Source organism: Pseudomonas sp. LFS044 (assembly GCF_047978245.1).
GTDB lineage: Bacteria > Pseudomonadota > Gammaproteobacteria > Pseudomonadales > Pseudomonadaceae > Aquipseudomonas.
Map to the genome: position 1 here is coordinate 1 of NZ_JBFPFX010000018.1, position 17,939 is coordinate 17,939.

At 64.8% G+C, this 17,939-nt stretch carries 18 protein-coding genes; 8 read left to right on the forward strand and 10 right to left on the reverse strand.

Annotated elements, in window-relative coordinates:
* Positions 1-118: 118 nt before the first annotated feature.
* From ACNQPL_RS16345 to ACNQPL_RS16360, 4 genes are read right to left on the reverse strand one after another with little or no spacing between them, the layout of a single operon-like run.
* A complete protein-coding gene (locus ACNQPL_RS16345) occupies positions 119-853 on the reverse strand; it encodes an amino acid ABC transporter ATP-binding protein (RefSeq protein ID WP_346612937.1) in 735 nt (244 codons plus the stop codon).
* Positions 840-1,490 (reverse strand): amino acid ABC transporter permease, encoded by a 651-nt coding sequence (locus tag ACNQPL_RS16350; RefSeq protein ID WP_346613196.1) that lies wholly within the window; start codon positions 1,488-1,490, stop codon positions 840-842. The genes ACNQPL_RS16345 and ACNQPL_RS16350 overlap by 14 nt, the downstream gene beginning before the upstream one ends.
* Entirely contained in the window at positions 1,487-2,152 is a 666-nt protein-coding gene (locus ACNQPL_RS16355; RefSeq protein ID WP_346612936.1) for an amino acid ABC transporter permease, read from the reverse strand. The genes ACNQPL_RS16350 and ACNQPL_RS16355 overlap by 4 nt, the downstream gene beginning before the upstream one ends.
* Positions 2,153-2,171: 19 nt before the next feature.
* Positions 2,172-2,957, reverse strand: a complete 786-nt coding sequence (locus ACNQPL_RS16360) for a transporter substrate-binding domain-containing protein (protein WP_387528248.1) — start codon at positions 2,955-2,957, stop codon at positions 2,172-2,174.
* Positions 2,958-3,234: 277 nt separating this feature from the next.
* Here ACNQPL_RS16360 and ACNQPL_RS16365 point away from each other — a divergent pair, with 277 nt between their 5' ends.
* A complete protein-coding gene (locus ACNQPL_RS16365) occupies positions 3,235-3,918 on the forward strand; it encodes a FadR/GntR family transcriptional regulator (protein WP_346612935.1) in 684 nt (227 codons plus the stop codon).
* A gap of 7 nt (positions 3,919-3,925) precedes the next feature.
* Here the strand turns inward: ACNQPL_RS16365 and ACNQPL_RS16370 are convergent, their stop codons facing one another.
* The gene (locus tag ACNQPL_RS16370; protein WP_416467256.1) at positions 3,926-4,654 is read right to left on the reverse strand and encodes a class I SAM-dependent methyltransferase; all 729 of its coding nucleotides are present in this window, start codon (positions 4,652-4,654) and stop codon (positions 3,926-3,928) included.
* Between the two features lie 235 nt (positions 4,655-4,889).
* Here ACNQPL_RS16370 and ACNQPL_RS16375 point away from each other — a divergent pair, with 235 nt between their 5' ends.
* Positions 4,890-6,227, forward strand: a complete 1,338-nt coding sequence (locus ACNQPL_RS16375; protein ID WP_416467257.1) for an MFS transporter — start codon at positions 4,890-4,892, stop codon at positions 6,225-6,227.
* 96 nt (positions 6,228-6,323) lie between these two features.
* Here ACNQPL_RS16375 and ACNQPL_RS16380 read toward each other — a convergent pair whose 3' ends face one another.
* Genes ACNQPL_RS16380 through ACNQPL_RS16390 form a run of 3 tightly spaced genes read right to left on the reverse strand, consistent with a single transcriptional unit; the run spans position 6,324 to position 11,929 of the window.
* Entirely contained in the window at positions 6,324-9,470 is a 3,147-nt protein-coding gene (locus ACNQPL_RS16380; protein ID WP_416467258.1) for an efflux RND transporter permease subunit, read from the reverse strand.
* Positions 9,471-9,486: 16 nt separating this feature from the next.
* Positions 9,487-10,683, reverse strand: a complete 1,197-nt coding sequence (locus ACNQPL_RS16385; protein ID WP_346612931.1) for an efflux RND transporter periplasmic adaptor subunit — start codon at positions 10,681-10,683, stop codon at positions 9,487-9,489.
* A complete protein-coding gene (locus ACNQPL_RS16390) occupies positions 10,676-11,929 on the reverse strand; it encodes a TolC family protein (RefSeq protein ID WP_416467259.1) in 1,254 nt (417 codons plus the stop codon). The genes ACNQPL_RS16385 and ACNQPL_RS16390 overlap by 8 nt, the downstream gene beginning before the upstream one ends.
* Before the next feature lie 242 nt (positions 11,930-12,171).
* Here ACNQPL_RS16390 and aroQ point away from each other — a divergent pair, with 242 nt between their 5' ends.
* Positions 12,172-12,621 (forward strand): type II 3-dehydroquinate dehydratase, encoded by a 450-nt coding sequence (gene aroQ / locus ACNQPL_RS16395; protein WP_346612930.1) that lies wholly within the window; start codon positions 12,172-12,174, stop codon positions 12,619-12,621.
* The gene (locus tag ACNQPL_RS16400) at positions 12,618-13,466 is read left to right on the forward strand and encodes a shikimate dehydrogenase (RefSeq protein ID WP_416467260.1); all 849 of its coding nucleotides are present in this window, start codon (positions 12,618-12,620) and stop codon (positions 13,464-13,466) included. Before aroQ ends, ACNQPL_RS16400 begins: the two co-directional genes overlap by 4 nt.
* Positions 13,467-13,584: 118 nt before the next feature.
* On the opposite strand, the gene ACNQPL_RS16405 is transcribed toward ACNQPL_RS16400, so the two are convergent.
* A complete protein-coding gene (locus ACNQPL_RS16405; RefSeq protein WP_416467261.1) occupies positions 13,585-14,121 on the reverse strand; it encodes a thioredoxin family protein in 537 nt (178 codons plus the stop codon).
* Positions 14,111-14,386: a DUF2790 domain-containing protein gene (locus ACNQPL_RS16410; protein ID WP_346612927.1), complete on the reverse strand. Its 276-nt coding sequence runs from the start codon at positions 14,384-14,386 to the stop codon at positions 14,111-14,113. The genes ACNQPL_RS16405 and ACNQPL_RS16410 overlap by 11 nt, the downstream gene beginning before the upstream one ends.
* A 218-nt stretch (positions 14,387-14,604) precedes the next feature.
* Here ACNQPL_RS16410 and ACNQPL_RS16415 point away from each other — a divergent pair, with 218 nt between their 5' ends.
* From ACNQPL_RS16415 to ACNQPL_RS16430, 4 genes are all read left to right on the forward strand, one after another.
* Positions 14,605-15,345 (forward strand): response regulator, encoded by a 741-nt coding sequence (locus ACNQPL_RS16415; protein WP_201207473.1) that lies wholly within the window; start codon positions 14,605-14,607, stop codon positions 15,343-15,345.
* Positions 15,342-16,628: a sensor histidine kinase gene (locus ACNQPL_RS16420; protein WP_416467262.1), complete on the forward strand. Its 1,287-nt coding sequence runs from the start codon at positions 15,342-15,344 to the stop codon at positions 16,626-16,628. The genes ACNQPL_RS16415 and ACNQPL_RS16420 overlap by 4 nt, the downstream gene beginning before the upstream one ends.
* Positions 16,629-16,795: 167 nt before the next feature.
* The gene (locus tag ACNQPL_RS16425; RefSeq protein WP_416467263.1) at positions 16,796-17,416 is read left to right on the forward strand and encodes a ferric reductase-like transmembrane domain-containing protein; all 621 of its coding nucleotides are present in this window, start codon (positions 16,796-16,798) and stop codon (positions 17,414-17,416) included.
* Positions 17,417-17,427: 11 nt separating this feature from the next.
* Positions 17,428-17,922: a DoxX family protein gene (locus ACNQPL_RS16430; RefSeq protein ID WP_416467264.1), complete on the forward strand. Its 495-nt coding sequence runs from the start codon at positions 17,428-17,430 to the stop codon at positions 17,920-17,922.
* The last annotated feature ends 17 nt before the right edge of the window (positions 17,923-17,939 follow it).

Sequence of the window (17,939 nt, forward strand, 5' to 3'; positions counted from 1 at the left end):
GCTGCGAAGCAGTCGTAAATTCTGTATCCGGGTTCTGTCTGACACTGCGCGGATACCGATTTTACGACTGCTTCGCAGCCGATCGCCGGCAAGCCAGCTCCTACAATGATTGCGATCCTTAAGCTGAAGCCACCGCACCAATGAAGTTGGCCAGCTCCGCAGTCCTTGGCGCGGCGAACACTTCGCGGGGGTGCCCCACCTCATGCACCTTGCCATGGTGCATGAACACCAGCTTGTCGCCGACCTCGCGGGCAAAGCGCATTTCATGGGTGACCATGATCAGGGTCATGCCCTCGCTGGCCAGCTGGCGCACAACCCCCAGCACTTCATTGACCAGCTCAGGGTCGAGCGCCGAGGTGATCTCGTCGCACAGCAACACTTTGGGTGACATGGCCAGCGCCCGGGCGATCGCCACCCGCTGCTGCTGGCCCCCTGAAAGCCGGTCCGGGTAGGCGTCGAACTTTTCCGCAAGGCCCACCCGCGCCAGCATCTGCTCGGCCAGCTTGCGCGCTTCGGCCCTGCTGGCCTTTTTCACCACCTGCGGCGCGAGCATCACGTTTTCGCCCACACTCAGGTGGGGGAACAGGTTGAACTGCTGGAACACCATGCCCACCTTCTGGCGCAGGGCACGCAAGTCGGCGCGGCCGGCATCGAGGTATTCACCGTCCACCTCGATCACCCCGTCGCTGATCGACTCCAGGCCGTTGAGCGCACGCAACAAGGTGCTCTTGCCCGAGCCGCTGCGGCCGATGATCGCCACCACCTCGCCTTCTTCGATGCTCAGGTCGACACCCTTGAGCACATGGTTGTCGCCGTAGTATTTGTGCAGCGCAGACACTCTAAGCAGGGGCATGCAGCCTCCTCTCCAAATAACGGGCGCTCAGCGAGAGCGGGTAGCAAAGGATGAAGTAGCCCAGCGCGACCAGGCCATAGACCATGAACGGCTCGAAGGTGGCGTTGGCCAGCATGCCGCCGGTCTTGGTCAGCTCGGTAAAGCCGATGATCGAAGTCACCGCCGTGCCCTTGACCACCTGCACGGAAAACCCCACGGTCGGCGCCACGGCAATGCGCAGCGCCTGCGGCAGGATCACATGGCGCAGCTGCTCCATGCGGCTCAGCGCCAGGCTGCCGGACGCCTCCCACTGGCCACGCGGGATGGACTCGACGCAGCCGCGCCAGATCTCGGCAAGGAACGCGCTGGTGAACAAGGTCAGGGCAATGGCGGCCGCCATCCAGGCAGACACATCCAGGCCCAGCAAGGCGATGCCGAAGAACACCATGAACAGCTGCATCAGCAGCGGCGTGCCTTGGAACAGCTCGATGTAGCCCCGCGCCAGGCCGCGCAGCACCGGCCACTGGGCAATTCGAGCGACCAGCACCAGCAGGCCCGCCAGGCCGCCAAACACGAACGCCACCAGCGACAGCAGCAAGGTCCATTGCAACCCCAGCAACAGGTTGCGCAGGATGTCCCAGAAGGTGAAGTCCATCAGCGTTTCCCCATCAGCAGGCGTTGCCCCAGCCAGGCCAGCAACTGGCGCAGCACAATGGCCATCAGCAGGTACAGCACGGTGGTCAGCAGGTAGGTTTCGAAGGCCCGAAAGTTGCGCGACTGGATGAAGTTGGCGGCGAACGACAACTCCTCGGTGGCGATCTGCGAGCACACCGCCGAGCCGAGCATGACGATCACGATCTGGCTCGTCAGCGCCGGCCAGACCTTGGCCAGCGCTGGCTGCAACACCACATGGCGAAACGCTTCGAAGCGGCTCATGGCCAAGGCCGCAGCTGCCTCCAGCTGGCCTTTGGGGATGGCCTGGATACCGGCGCGGATGATTTCGGTGGAATAGGCGCCGAGGTTGACCACCATGGCCAACACCGCCGCCTGCCATTCGCTCAGGCGAATGCCCAGAGCCGGCAGGCCGAAGAAAATGAAAAACAGCTGAACGATGAAAGGCGTGTTGCGGATCAGCTCCACGTACAGGCCGAACAGCGCATCGAACGGCCGCACCCGCCAGGCGCGCACACCGGCGCCGAGCACGCCGATAGCCACGCCCAGCAGCGTGCCGACTGCCGTCAGCTGCAGGGTGAACCAGGCGCCCTTGACCAGCAGGTCGGCCTGGGCGAGTACGGGGGCGAAGTCGAATGCATAGGCCATGATTCAGGCTCCAGGCCGCTCAGAGGTCGGCCGGCAGCGGCTGCTTCAGCCATTTTTCGGCGTTGCGGTTCAGGCTGCCGTCGGCCTTGGCGGCTTCCAGGGTGGTGTTGACCTTGTCCAGCAGCGCCGGCTCGTTCTTGGCCAGGCCGACATAGACCGGCGAATCCTTGAGTTTGACCTTGACCACCGGCACCTTGGCCGGGTTTTTCTCGGCGATGGCCGCCATCACCACACTGCCACTGGCGATCAGCTCGACCTGGCCCGACAGGTAAGCGGCGATGGTCGAGTTGTTGTCTTCGAAGCGTTTGATCACGGCGCCCTTGGGCGCTACGGCGCTCAGCTCCATGTCCTCGATCGAGCCGCGGGTCACGCTGATGGTCTTGCCAGCGACCGCATCGATGCCGGCGATGTCGGCCTCGGCCGGGCCGAACACGGCGAGGTAGAACGGTGCATATGGCCGGGAGAAATCAATCACCGCAGCGCGCTCGGGGTTCTTGCCCAGGCTGGAGATCACCAGGTCGACCTTGCCGGTGGTGAGAAAGGGAATGCGGTTGGTGCTGTTGACCGGGGTCAGGGCCAGCTTCACGCCCAGCTTGTCCGCCAGCAACTGTGCGGTGTCGATGTCCAGGCCACGGGGTTTGAGGTCGGGGCCGACCGAACCGAACGGCGGGAAGTCCTGCGGCACGGCCACCTTGAGCACGCCACGGGCGCTGATGTCGGCCAGCGCGTCAGCCTGGGCGGTTGGCAGCATCAGGGCGCCGCTGCAGCACAGGCTGGCCAGGAACAAGGTGCGGAATGTCTTCATGGGATGGCCTCGCAGGTTACCAGGGGATTGAGTGCTGGCTGGGCAGTGCACGGGGCATGCCAGAATGCTCGCAAACCTCCCCGACAGCCGCCGAGGCCCGGCATTGAACGGTCTTACTGGTCTGAACAGTTAACGGCTGCCCCTTCATGCCTGAGCGGCCACGCCCCGCTTTCGTGCAAGCCTTGCATCACCTGCGCCAGTGCGGAGCAACGCTTGCCAGCGCGCGGCAATGGCCGTAAAAAGCCAAGGTCATTGCCCTCCGACTGGTCTGAACAGCATGCTCGACACCCTCCCCCGCGCCGTCCCCGAACAGGCCCTGCACAGCATCCGCAAGCTGATTGATGAAGGCGGCTATCAACCGGGCGACGCGTTGCCCTCGCAGCGCGACCTGGCGGAGCAGTTGGGGGTGAGCCGAGCGTCACTGCGTGAAGCGCTGTCATCGCTCAGCGCGCTGGGCTTGGTCAGCGTGCAACCAGGCAGAGGGGTGTTCGTGCAAGCGCCAGCACCCTCGGCGTTCGCCTGGCCGTATGCCGAGCAGGTTTCTGCCACCGATACCTTTCAGCTGCGTTATGCCCTGGAGGGCTTTGCCGCCGGGCAGGCCGCACTGGCGCTGACCGCCGATGATATCGATCGCCTGGAAGAGAACGTCGAAGCGATGCGCCAGGAGCTGCGCGCGGGCCGCTTTGAAGCCGCTGCCCGCCTCGACTTCGCCTTTCACCAGCAGTTGCTGCAAGCCTGCGGCAACCACGCCATGCTGCAAGTCATCACCGCCAGCCAGGAGATCTTCCTGGAAAGCCAGAAGCTGCCCTTCATCCGCCCCGAACGGGCCATGGAAACCTGGCAGGAGCACCGCAAGATCCTCCGCGCCCTCGCCCGCCGTTCGCAGGCCTCGGCGCAGAAGGCGATGCAGGAGCACATCCGCAACGCGGCGTCGCGCACCGGGGTGGTGTTTTCGGTTTAGCGGTTGCTCAGCGCTGCGCCGACACCAGCAGCATCATTGGCCGTTCCAGTTCTTCGGCCAGTGCCGGTAGCGCTGCAATCTGCGCTGCAGTGGGGGCGAATTCGTCGATGCGGTCGATCCGCAGGCCTGCCTCGATCAGGGTGTTGAGCGTGGTTGCGAGGGTGCGGTGATGCTTGAGCACGCCCTTGGCGAACCAGTCGGTGCGCCGCTCGCCTTCCACCGAGTAACCATTGACCGGCCAAGTCAGGCGACCGTCCGCATCCCTGAGCCAGTCCGGTTTGGCAGCCGCCATGTAGATGGGGTGCTCGATGGTGAACACCAGGTGGCCGCCGGGTGCCAGTGACTGGACCAGCGTCGCGATCAGGCGAGCGAAATCCTCGACATAGTGGAACGTCAGCGCGCTGTAGGCCAGGTCGAAGGCCGCCGGGGGCAACTGCAGGTTGTCGAGGTCGGCGATGCGGTATTCGATGGCAGGGTCGGGGGTGTCGCGACGGGCACGTTCGATCATGTTCTGTGACAGGTCCAGGCCCAGCACCGAAGCTGCGCCCTGCTCACGCATCCAGCGCGAGGCCCAGCCAAAGCCGCAGCCCAGGTCGACCACGCGTTTATCGCGCAGGTCGGGCAGCATGGCACGGATTGCCGGCCACTCGGGTGCGCCGTCCAGGCCCAGCACCTGGCGGGGGAGCTGGCTGTAGCCGGCGAAAAAGGCGGGGTTGTCGTAGATGTTCTGGGCCATGGGGGCTCCTGGAAAAGGCGGTAGACCCAGACTTTAATCCATTGCCTCGATCATTTGCTCCGGCCTGTACGCGGGCAAGCCCGCTTTGGGGTGGTCAAAAAAGATATCCCGGTGTCGCCCTCGACAAAGCGCCCTCCCACCTGCGCCGGTCTACTGGCTGTAACAAAAATGATGAAGCGGCCCGGACCGCCTCACTTTCCCTCCAGGCTGCCTTTGGAAACCGGAGCGTTCCCACATGTCTGCAACTCATGAGGTATCCCCCGCCACCCTGCGCCGGGTGATCGCCGCCTCGGCGATCGGCAATTTCGTCGAGTGGTTCGACTTTGCCGTCTACGGCTTCCTCGCCACCCTCATCGCCAGCCAGTTCTTCGCCAGCGGTGATGCCAGCGTGGCCTTGCTCAAGACCTTCGCCGTGTTTGCCGTGGCGTTTGCCTTGCGGCCGCTCGGCGGGATCGTGTTCGGCGCCTTGGGCGACCGGCTCGGGCGCAAGCGCATCCTGTCGCTGACGATCCTGCTGATGGCCGGCTCCACCACGCTGATCGGCCTGTTGCCGACCTACGCCAGCATCGGCCTCGCCGCCCCGGCGCTGCTGACCCTGGCGCGCTGCCTGCAAGGGTTCTCGGCCGGCGGCGAATACGCCGGGGCATGCGCTTACCTGATGGAACATGCGCCACAGAACAAGCGCGCGTTCTACGGCAGCTTCGTGCCCGTGTCGACCTTCTCGGCGTTTGCCTGCGCGGCCGTGATCGCCTACGGCCTGGAAGCCAGCCTGTCGGCCGAGGCGATGGCGGCCTGGGGCTGGCGCATACCCTTCCTGGTCGCGGCGCCGCTGGGCCTGGTGGGCCTGTACCTGCGCTGGCGCATGGAGGAAACCCCGGCGTTCCGCGAGGCCATCGCCCAAGGCAAGGTGCATGAGCATTCGCCGCTCAAGGACACCTTGCGCCACCATGGCCGGGCCATACGCAACCTGGGGGCGTTCATTTCGCTCACGGCGCTGTCGTTCTACATGTTCACCACTTACTTCGCCACCTACCTGCAACTGGTCGGCAACCTGACCCGCGCGCAATCGTTGCTGGTCACTACCGTGGCGCTGCTGTTCGCCGCCATCGGTTGCCCGTTGGCCGGCGCGTTCTCGGACCGGGTGGGGCGGCGCAAGACCATCGGCTTCACGTGCCTGTGGGTGATGGTCTGCGTGTTCCCGGCCTACTGGCTGGCCAGCTCCGGCTCGATGTCGGGGGCGCTGCTGGGGGTAATGCTGCTGGCGGTGGGAGCATTGAGCAGTGGCGTGGTGACCGCGGCGCTGTTGTCGGAGAGCTTCCCCACCCGCACCCGCTATACCGCCTCGGCGATTACCTACAACGTGGCCTATACCCTGTTTGGCGGTACCGCGCCGCTGGTGGCGACCTGGCTGATCGGGCAGACCGGCAGCAGCCTGGCACCGGCGTTTTACCTGGTGGTGATCGCACTGGTGGCGATGGTGGGCGGGTTGGCGTTGCCGGAGACTTCACGGATTTCGTTGCATGAAGAGCCGGCTGTGGACGGCCAACGGCGAGCAGCCGGTAGCGCCCTTTGAGCATTTGCGGCCCCTTCGCGGCAAGCACGCCCCCAACGCTGTAGCTGTGGGAGCGGCCTGGTGTCGCGAATGGGCTGCTCAGCAGCCCCGGCCATCTCAACCCTCCTCAGCCTCTTCACGCCGATACGCCCACTGGTAAAGCGCCGGCAACACCAGCAAGGTCAGCGCCGTGGATGAGAGGATCCCGCCAATCACCACCGTCGCCAGCGGCCGCTGCACTTCAGCCCCGGTGCCCGTGGCCAGCGCCATCGGGATAAACCCGAGCGATGCCACCAGCGCCGTCATCAGCACGGGCCGCAAGCGCGTCAGCGCCCCCTCCTCAACGGCAACGCGCAAGCTGCGCCCTTCTTCGCGCAAGCTACGGATAAAGGCAATCATCACCAGGCCATTGAGCACCGCCACCCCAGACAACGCGATAAAACCAACGCCGGCCGAAATCGACAGCGGAATGTCCCGCAGCCACAGCGCCAGCACACCGCCGGTCAAGGCAAAAGGAATACCGGTGAACACCAGCAGGCCATCGCGCAGGTTGTTGAACATCATCAGCAGCAAGCCCATCACCAGCAGCAATGCTACCGGCACCACCACCTGCAGGCGCTCGGCGGCCGACTGCAACTGCTCGAACTGGCCGCCCCAGCGGGTCCAGTAGCCGGGTGGAATCGGCACTTGCTGCAGCAGGGTCTGCTCTGCCTCTTCGACAAACGAGCCCAGGTCACGTCCGCGCACGTTGGCGCTGACCACCACCACACGCTTGCCGTCTTCGCGGCTGACCTGGTTCGGCCCTAGTTGCAGGTTCAGTGTCGCCACTTGCGACAGGGGAATGAAACCGATTTGCCCAGCCCCGCCTGCCGCGTTTGCAGGCACTGGGATCAACAGGCTGGCCAAGCCATCGACATCGGTGCGCAGCGTCTCGGCAAGGCGCACCACCATGTCGAAGCGGCGGTCGCCTTCATACAGCGTGCCCGCCGTGCGCCCGCCCACGGCAATGGCGATGGCGTCCTGCACATCACCCACGTTCAAGCCATGCCGCGCTGCCTTGTCGCGGTCGATGTCGATGGTCAGCACTGGCAGGCCGGTGGTCTGTTCCACCTTCACTTCCGACGCACCCGGCACCTGCTGCAGGCTGGCGGCGATCTGCGCGGCGGTGCGGTTGAGCACCTCCATGTCGTCACCGAATACCTTCACCGCCACGTCGCTGCGCACACCGGAAATCAGCTCGTTGAAGCGCAGCTGGATCGGTTGCGACATCTCATAGTTGCTGCCAGGCACGCTGGCGGCGGCGCGTTGCACCTCGGCAATCAGCGCCTCACGCGGCTTGCCAGGGTCGGCCCATTGCTCGCGCGGGTGCAGCATCACGTAGGCGTCGGAGATGTTCGGCGGCATCGGGTCGGAGGCGATTTCGGCCGTGCCGGTACGGGCAAACACCCGCTGCACTTCCGGGACCTGGGTGATGATCGCGCGCTCCAGGCGCTGTTGCATGTCCACCGACTGCGACAGGCTGGTGCCCGGTACACGCAGCGCCTGCAAGGCAAAGTCGCCTTCGCTGAGGCTGGGGATGAACTCGCTGCCCATGCGGCTGGCCATGATGCCGGACAGCAGCACCAGTAACGCGGCGCCGGTAAACGCCAGCTTGCGCCGGCCCAGCACCCAGGCCAGCACAGGGGCATAACGTTTGCGCGCAGTGCGCATCAGCACGCCCTCTTCCTCCTTGACCTTGCCGGTGACGAACAACGCGATGGCTGCCGGCACGAAGGTCACCGAGAGGATCATGGCGCCCAGCAGGGCCATTACCACGGTGAAGGCCATGGGGTGGAACATCTTGCCTTCGACCCCAGTCAGGGCAAAGATCGGCAGGTACACCACCATGATGATCAACTGGCCGTAGATCAGCGGCCGGCGCGCTTCACGGGCGGCAGCAAACACCTCGTGAAAACGTTCGCCACGGGTCAGCATGCGGCCGTGGCGTTGCTGGGCATGGGCGAGGCGGCGGATGGCGTTTTCGACGATCACCACCGCGCCGTCGACGATGATGCCGAAGTCCAGGGCGCCAAGGCTCATGAGGTTGGCGCTGACCTTGTTGCTGAACATGCCGGTGAAGGTGAACAGCATCGACAGCGGGATCACCATGGCAGTGATGAGCGCGGCGCGAATATTGCCCAGGAACAGGAACAGCACGGCGACCACCAGGATCGCGCCCTCGATGAGGTTCTTCTTGACCGTGGCGATAGCCTTCTCGACCAGGTTGGTGCGGTCATACACCGTCACCGCGACCACGCCCTTTGGCAGGTTACGGTTGATCTCTACGAGCTTGGCCGCGACCGCCTGGGCCACCGTGCGGCTGTTTTCACCGACCAGCATGAACACCGTGCCCAGCACCACTTCACGGCCGTTTTCGGTGGCAGCACCGGAGCGCAGCTCCTCGCCCAGGCCGACCTGCGCGACATGGCTGACACGGATGGGCGTGCCGTCGGCGCTGGAGATGACGATATTGGCGATGTCCTCGGCCGAGGCCAACTGCCCCGGGGCACGGATCAGCAACTGCTCGCCGTTGCGCTCGATGTAGCCCGCCCCGACGTTGGCGTTGTTGCGCTCCAGGGCGGCGATCAGGTCGTTGAGGGTGAGTTTGTACGCCGACAGGCGCTTGGGCTCTGGGGCGATCAGGTATTGCTTGGCGTGGCCACCGATGCTGTTGACCTCAGCCACCCCCGGCACGTTGCGCAACTGCGGCTTGATGATCCAGTCCTGGATCACCCGCAGGTCGGTGGCCGTGTAGGGCGTACCGTCGTCCTTGAGTGCGCCCTCCTCGGCTTCCACCGTCCACAGGAAGATTTCCCCCAACCCGGTGGAAATCGGCCCCATGCTGGCCTCAATACCGGCGGGCAACTGCTCGCGAGCCACCTGCAGGCGCTCGTTGACCAGTTGCCGGGCAAAGAACAGGTCGGTGCCATCGTCGAAGATGACCGTCACGTGTGACAGGCCGGAGCGCGACAGCGAGCGGGTCTGCTTGAGCCCCGGCAGGCCGGCCATGGCGGTTTCGATGGCGAAGGTGATGCGCTGTTCGGTTTCCAGCGGCGAATAGCCGGGCGCGGCAGTGTTGATCTGCACCTGGACGTTGGTGATATCGGGTACCGCATCGATCGGTAGTTGCTGGTAGCTGTGGATACCCACGGCGGCCATCAGCACCACGGCAAGCATCACCACCAGGCGCTGCTCGATGGCGAATTGGATCAGGCGTTCGAACATGCAAGCATCCCCATGATCAATGACTGTGCTCGGCGGAGCCCTTGCCGAGCTCCGACTTGAGGACGAAGCTGCCCGCAGCAGCCACCTGGGTACCGGCCGCGAGGCCTTCGGTGATTTCCACCTGGCCTGCGTCACGCCGCCCGGCCTTCACTGGGCGAGCCTCGAAGCCCTCTTCGGTACGGGCAAACACCACGGTCTGCTGCTCCCAGGTCTGCAGTGCGCTTTCTGGTACCACCACGGCGGCGTTGAAGCGCTCGACGCTGACAGCGATGTTGACGAACAGCCCGGGGCGCCAGGCGCCGTTGGGGTTGGCCAGGGTGGCGCGGACGGTGGCGGCGCGGTTCTGCTCGCCGAGCAGGCTGCCGACGTAGTTGACCTTGCCCTCGACCTCGGCGCCGAGGTCCGGTGCGCTGACGGTGACGCTGCGCCCGGTGGTGACCTTGAGCAGGTCGCGTGGGGCCACGGCGAACGTGGCCCAGACCCTGCTCAGGTCAGAAAGGGTGAACGCGTTGCTGGTCTCATCGACCACTTCACCCACGGTCAGGTGCTTCTCCACCACCACCGCATCAAAAGGCGCCCGCAGCTCGTACCGGTTGCCCGCCCCGGCCGGGCCGACTGCGGCGACTTTCTGCCGGGCATTGGCCAAGGCGATCTCGGCCTCCTGCAGGGCCTGACGGGCCTGCTGATAGTCCTGCTCGGCACTGATGCGCTCCTGCCACAGTTGCTGCTCGCGCTGGAAGGTCAGGCGCGCCAGCTCGAGGCGGCGCTGGGCGGCCTGCTGCTCGCTGCGCAAGTCGGAAATCTGCTGGCTGGCGATCACAGCCAGTACCTGGCCACGCTTGACCGCCTGGCCGAGGTCGGCGTGCACCGCCTCAACCACGCCGGGCACTCGGGGGACCACGTGCGCGGTGCGATCCTCATCGAAGCGGATTTCGCCGGGGAAACTGATCGCGGTGCCCAGTTCACGCGGCGCTGCAGCGGCCAGCTGAATGCCGGCGGCCTCGATCTGGGTGCTGCTCAAGTGCAACTGGCCTTCTTCTTCCTCATGCACTTCACCCGCTTCTTCAGCGTGGCCGTGGCTGCCTTCACCGTGGTCGTCGTGGCTGGCCTCGCCACTGCGGGCTTGCCCGAGGTTGCCGGTCCAGGCGAGGCCGCCAAGGCCGAGCACGGCGATGGCGGCGGCCAGAAGGGCCAGCTTGCGTGGGTTATTCATGGTTGCTCCTGCTGTTCGGTGTTTTGCTCAAACCCTCAAGGTCGCCGTAGATTCGCTCGACCTGTGCACGCGCGTCGGTCGCCGCAGCGAGCGCCTCGAGGTACAGCCCGCGCGCCTCGATCAGCGTGCGTTGGGCATCGAGCACGTCGAGGAAGGCGAACTTGCCCATCTCGAAACCACGGGTGGCGGTGTCCACGGCCTGTTGCGCCGAGGGCAGGATGGTCCGGTCATAGGCGTCAACCTCCTGCATTGCCGTGTGCCACTGGCTGACGGCGCTGCGGGTTTCGCTGCGCACGCGCAGCTCGACGGCATTGCGCAGGTCGCGGGCCTGGTCGGTACGGCGGGCTGCGGCCAGCACATTGCCTTGGTTGCGGTCGAACAGCGGCAGCGGCATGGATAACCCCACCACGTTGACCTGCTCGCGATCTTCGCGGCTGTACTGGCTGCCGATGCTCACGGTCAGGTCCGGAATACGCTGGGCTTTGGCCGAACCCAACGAGGCCTCGCCACGTTCGATCTGCGCAGCGGCCAGGCGCCAGTCGGCGGTCTGCTCCACCTTGTCGAGCAGGGTTTCGGCCTTTGGCGCCGTACCGGGGGACAATTCGGCAGCCGACAACCGGTCGAACATCGTCACCGGGCTGCCAGTCAGCCGCGCCAGTGCCTGATAGGCCACTGCCTGTTGGGTTTCGGCGCGACGTACCTCGGCTTGCGCCTGAGCCAGCTGCACCTGGGCGCGGGTGCTTTGCACCGGCGACGACTGGCCTGCGCTGACCCGGCCCTGCACCACCCGCACCCCTCGCTCGGTCAGCGCCTGCGATTGCTGCGCCAACGCCAGCGCGGTCTGCGCGCGCAGGGCGGCGTGAAATGCCTGCACCACATCGGCACGCAGGCCGTTGCGCTGACGCTCCAGTTCGAGCTGGGCGATGGCCTGGCCGCTGCCGGCAACGGCGATGCGCGCACCGCGCTTGCCGCCCAGCTCCAGCGGCTGGCTGAGGGTAACGGTGGTGGTGCTGGTGTCGCGGCGGGTGTCTTCGACTTCCCAGGACAATTCAGGGTTGGGCAGCAGCCATGCCTGGCGACGCTCGCCCTCGGCAATGCCAATCTCGCGGCCGGCGGCGGCCAGCTCGGGGTTGTTGGCAAAGGCCGCGGCGAGCGCCTCGGGCAGGCTCAGGCCTTGCCCTGCCTGGGCGCTGGCGGCGGCCGTCAGCAACAGGCAGAGCATGACGATCTTGCGGGGGGTGGGCACTTCGATGTCCTCGTCGGCGAGCGTTGGCGACGGACTGTAGGGAGCGGTGGTTATCGGGGCGGTGGCGTGAACATTACAATTGTGTAATCGAGCATTGATATGACTGCGGGCTGTTGGCGGGCACGTGCAACATCAGTCCGATAATCGCCCACTTTTCCCCCTGCGACAGCCAACCCAATTGACGAAACTAACCGGGTGGTACAAACATAAAGGCGTTCAACAACAATAAAGCGAAGCCCGCCATGAAGCCCCTTATCCTCGTGCTCAACGGCCCTAACCTGAATATGCTGGGTACCCGCGAACCCGCTCAGTACGGCCGTGAAACCCTTGCCGACCTTGCGCAGAGCTGTGCCGACACGGCACACGCCCACGGTCTGGAAATCGAATTCCGCCAGACCAACCATGAAGGCGAACTGATCGACTGGATCCACGCGGCCCGCAACCGTTGCGCCGGTATCGTCATCAACCCCGGTGCATGGACCCACACCTCGGTGGCGATCCGCGACGCACTGGTCGCCAGTGAACTGCCGGTGATCGAAGTGCACCTGTCCAACGTGCACAAGCGTGAGCCCTTCCGCCACCTGTCGTTCGTTTCGTCAATCGCCGTCGGTGTGATCTGCGGCCTGGGCAGCCACGGCTACCGCATGGCCCTGAGCCACTTCGCCGAAACGCTGCGGGAGCAGGCCGCATGACCCAGCCAGCCATCCTTGCCGGCCTGATCGGCCGTGGCATCCAGCTTTCGCGCACGCCTGCCCTGCACGAACACGAAGGCGATGCCCAGGCCCTGCGTTATCTCTATCGCCTGATCGATGCCGACCAGTTGCAACTGGACGACAGCGCCCTGCCGCAACTGCTGGATGCCGCCCAGCACACCGGCTTTACCGGGCTGAACATTACCTACCCGTTCAAGCAGGCGATCCTGCCGCTGCTCGACGAATTGTCCGAAGAGGCCAGTGGTATCGGTGCGGTAAACACTGTGGTCCTCAAGGACGGCAAGCGCGTCGGCCACAACACCGATTGCCTGGGCTTTGCCGAAGGCTTGCGCCGCGGCCTGCCCGATGTGGCCCGGCGCCAGGTGGTGCAGATGGGCGCGGGCGGCGCGGGGTCAGCGGTGGCCCATGCGTTGCTGGGCGAAGGGGTCGAGCGGCTGGTGCTGTTCGAAGTGGATGCGGCACGCGCGCAGGCGCTGGTCGACAACCTCAATGCACGTTTCGGCGTAGGCCGGGCAGTCATCGGTACTGACTTGGCCAGTGAACTGGCCGAGGCGGATGGCTTGGTCAACACCACGCCGGTCGGCATGGCCAAGTTGCCAGGCACACCACTGCCGGTGGAGCTGCTGCATGCGCGGCTGTGGGTGGCTGAAATCATCTATTTCCCACTGGAAACCGAACTGCTGCGCGCGGCGCGGGCTTTGGGCTGCCGAACGCTGGATGGCAGCAACATGGCGGTATTCCAGGCGGTCAAGGCGTTCGAGCTGTTCAGCGGGCGCGAGGCCGATGCGGGGCGGATGCAGGCGCATTTTGCCAGCTTCAGCTGAGCCAGCACCGGCCCTTTCGCGGGCCAAGCCGGCTCCCACAGGCCACCGCTGATACTCGACTCAGCGCAATGGCTGTGGGAGCGGGCTTGCCCCGCGAAGAGGCCGGCACAGACACCCATCAACCTTTTTCATCCAGCAACGCCTGGATGACTTTCTCCTGCCCGTCATAATCCCCCTCGCCAACGTGCACATGCCTAACCTGCCCCTGTCGATCGACGAAGTAATGCGCGGGCCAGAACTGATTGCCCCAGGCATTCCACACCCGGTAATCGTTGTCTACCGCCACCGGGTAACCGATGCCCAGGCGGGTCACTTTGCTTTTCAGCTGAGCGACATCGTGCTCGTAGGCGTACTCCGGCGTATGCACACCTACCACCACCAGCCCCTGGTCGGCATAACGCCGGGCCCAGTCGTTCACATGCGGCAAGCTGCGCTGGCAGTTGATGCAGTCCCAGGTCCAGAAGTCCACCAGCACCACTTTGCCCTTGAGCGCCGGGGCATCCAGCGGCGGCGAGTTGAGCCACTCGCTGGCCCCTGACAGCGAAGGCATGGCGCCGTAGCTGTCGCGGGCCATCAAGTGGCCGGCCAGGCCCAGGCCGACGAGCGCCAAGACCACGCCGCCCACCTTCAACAGCGCGCGATGATCAATTGTCATGGCAACCCGCCGTGGCGTAGGAGCGGTATTCGACACTCTCGTGCTGGCCTTTGGAGTCCAGGTAGTTCATGCGAGTGTTGACAACGCCACAGGCGTTGCTTTGATCATCTTTGACGGACAGCACTTTCTTAACGTCCAGATGGTCGCCATAGCGATACTGCATGGCACTGTTTTCGTTCATCGGCATGCTGGCGGCCTGGGCAGCCAGTGTGCCAAAGCTGAGCACCGCGAACAGGCTGGCGCAAGCAAGGGTTTTGACGTTCATGGTATCGCTCCTGTGCAGCTTCGAAGGGTGAGGAGTATTGCTCCCCGGTCGAGAGCCATTTCACCCCCGCCAGGTATCGCGCATGTGTCGCCAAACCTGTGATGTGCTTCCTGCTGTATCTGTGCAGGCGCCAGATACACTGCAATACAAACCCCTGCAGGCAAGCGCCCGCCTGCTCGATACACTGCGCCCACCCCCCCTTGCACAGGACCCCAGCGATGGAACATGTCGATCACATCCTGATCGTCGACGACGACCGCGAGATCCGCGAACTGGTCGGCAACTACCTGAAGAAGAACGGCCTGCGCACCAGCATCGTCGCCGATGGCCGGCAGATGCGCGCCTTCCTCGAAGCCAACAGCGTCGACCTGATCGTCCTCGACATCATGATGCCGGGCGATGACGGCCTGCTGCTGTGCCGCGAACTGCGCGCCGGCAAGCACCGCAACACGCCGGTGCTGATGCTGACCGCGCGCAACGACGAGACCGACCGCATCATCGGCCTGGAAATGGGCGCCGACGACTACCTGACCAAGCCCTTCTCCGCCCGCGAACTGCTGGCGCGTATCAATGCCGTGCTGCGCCGCACGCGCATGCTGCCGCCCAACCTGACCATCAGCGAAAGCAGCCGCCTGCTCGCCTTCGGCCAGTGGCGCCTGGACACCACCGCACGCCACCTGCTCGACAGCGAAGGCACCCTGGTTGCCCTCAGCGGCGCCGAATACCGCCTGTTGCGGGTGTTTCTCGACCACCCGCAACGGGTGCTCAGCCGCGAACAACTGCTCAACCTGACGCAGGGCCGCGAGGCCGACATCTTCGACCGCTCCATCGACCTGCTGGTCAGCCGGCTGCGCCAGCGCCTGGGTGACGATGCCCGTGAACCCAGCTGCATCAAGACCGTACGCAGCGAAGGCTATGTGTTTTCGCTGCCGGTGCAGCTGCTCGAGTCGCCGTCATGAAGTGGCCACGCACGCTGGCTTCGCGCCTGGCGCTGATCTTCTTCACTGGGCTGGTGCTGGCCTACGGGCTGTCATTCAGCCTGCAGGCCTACGAGCGCTACATCAGCAGCCGTTCGATGATGCTCAACAACCTGGAACAGGACGTCGCCACCTCGGTGGCCATTCTCGACCGCCTGCCCGCCGCCGAACGCGCCGCCTGGTTGCCGCGCCTCGAGCGACGCACCTACCGCTACCGGCTGGATGAAGGGCTGACGGGCGCGGCAATGCCCAGCGAAGACCCTCCCATGGCGGCGGAGTCGATCGTCAAGGCGATCGGCAACGGCTATCGCCTGACATTCCAGGACATCCCCGGGCCGAACGCACACTTTCAAGCCCACCTGCGCCTGGCCGACGGGGCGCCACTGACCATCGACGTAACCCCGACGCCCGTGCCCGTGGCCAAGTGGTTGCCAGGGGTGCTGCTGATCCAGCTGGCCGTGTTGCTGTTCTGTACCTGGCTGGCCGTACGCCTGGCCATCGGCCCGCTGACCCGCCTGATCAAGGCACTGGACGACCTCGACCCGGACAAACCGGGCATGCGGCTGGACGAAAGCGGCCCGCGCGAGGTGCAATATGCCGCCACGGCGTTCAATGCCCTGCAGGCGCGCATCGCGGCGTACCTCAAAGAACGCATGCAATTGCTGGCAGCGATTTCCCACGACCTGCAAACGCCGATCACACGCATGAAGCTGCGTGTGGAAGTCATGGATGAGGGGGTTGAAAAGGATAAGTTGTGGCATGACCTGGATGCCATGGAGCACCTGGTGCGCGAAGGCGTGGCCTATGCCCGCAGCATGGACATCAACACCGAGCCTACCTGCCGCATCAACCTCGATGCCTTCCTCGACAGCGTGGTGTTCGACTACCAGGACAGCGGGGCTCAAGTCGAACGCCATGGCATTACCGGCAGCTTGCTGGAAGCGCGCCCGCATGCATTGCGCAGGGTGCTGGTCAACCTGCTGGACAATGCCCTGAAGTTCGCCGGCAAGGCCCAGCTGGAGGTCAGCCGTGACCACGGGCTGATCTTGATTCGCGTGCTCGACGAGGGCCCAGGCATTCCCGAAGCGGAGCTCAACGAAGTGCTCAAGCCGTTCTACCGGGTGGAAAGCTCGCGCAACCGCAGCACCGGGGGCACCGGCCTGGGGTTGGCCATTGCCCAGCAGTTGACCCAGGCCATGGGAGGGCGGTTGACCCTGAGTAACCGCCAGGGCGGCGGGCTGTGCGCACAGATCGAGCTGAAATGAACCATGCGTGACTACTTCGCGGTGCGAGGCTCCGATGCGCCGCAATGAGGTTTTCCTACGCAATCCATAACTACAGTCCGATACACAACGCAGCCTGCGCTGACACACTGCAGATACCCAACCCCGCCACACTTCCGGTCACACATTGACACACCGGGAGCCCCTTGATGAGAGCCATCGCCCTTCCCTCCGGCTGGAAGCTTTTTGCCGCCCTCGCCGGTTTGACCCTGATCATGACGGCGGTGGTCCTCGCCGCTCATCCACTCGGCTCGGACGGCTTGCGCAGCGCCATCCGTGCCACCGCACGCAGCTCCTTCGCACTGTTTCTGCTGGCGTTCCTGGCGTCCTCGCTGGTGGCCTTGGTGCCAGGCCCCGCAAGCAGGCGAATGTTGCGCGAACGGCGTTTCCTGGGCCTGGCTTTCGCCTTTTCCCACACCGTGCACGGCGTTTTGATCTACCGCTACGCCCAGCAGTTTCCAGAACTGTTCTGGGCCGGCCGCACGGTGACATCCAGCCTGCCCGGCAGCATCGGCTACCTCTTCCTGCTGATGTTGACCCTGACCTCTTTCAAGGCCCCCATGCGCCTGCTCGGCGGGCGGGCCTGGAAAGCCCTGCACAGCACCGGCATGTGGGTGTTGGCCGGGGTGTTCTGCCTGTCGTTCTACAACCGCATCCCCATGGGCGGTTGGTACCCGCTGGCTTTCGCCCTGATGTTCGCAGCCATGGCGCTCAAGCTCACCGCCAAACTGGCGCATTACCAGCGCCGCAGTGGCGCAGCCCTTTCCTGAGGAAAAAAATCATGACCACCCTGAGCCGCACCCTCACCACCGTCGACCGCTTCGGCAACTGGAGCGCCGACCTGCCGTTACGGCTTTTTCTGGCCTGGGAGTTCTTTGAATCCGGCGTCGAGAAATTCAATGGCAGCAATTGGTTTGCCGATTTGCAGGAGAGTTTCCCGTTCCCCTTCAATGTGCTGCCGGCAGAGCTGAACTGGCAGCTGTCGATGTGGGCCGAGTTGATTCTGCCACTGTTGTTGTTGCTGGGGCTCGGCACGCGGTTTGCTTCGGCAGGGTTGATGGTGATCACAGTGGTTGCGATAGCCGCAGTGCACTGGCCGATGCACTGGTGGACCCTGGCGGAACTGGCGCAGGGCTACGCCTTTACTGACCAAGGCTTCGGCAACTTCAAGTTGCCGGTGATCTATCTGGTGGCACTGCTGCCGCTTCTGCTCAACGGCGCCGGCCGCCTGAGCCTTGATCACTGGCTCAAAGGGCGCTTCGCTGCCCGAACCTGAGCAGTACGCACAACGAC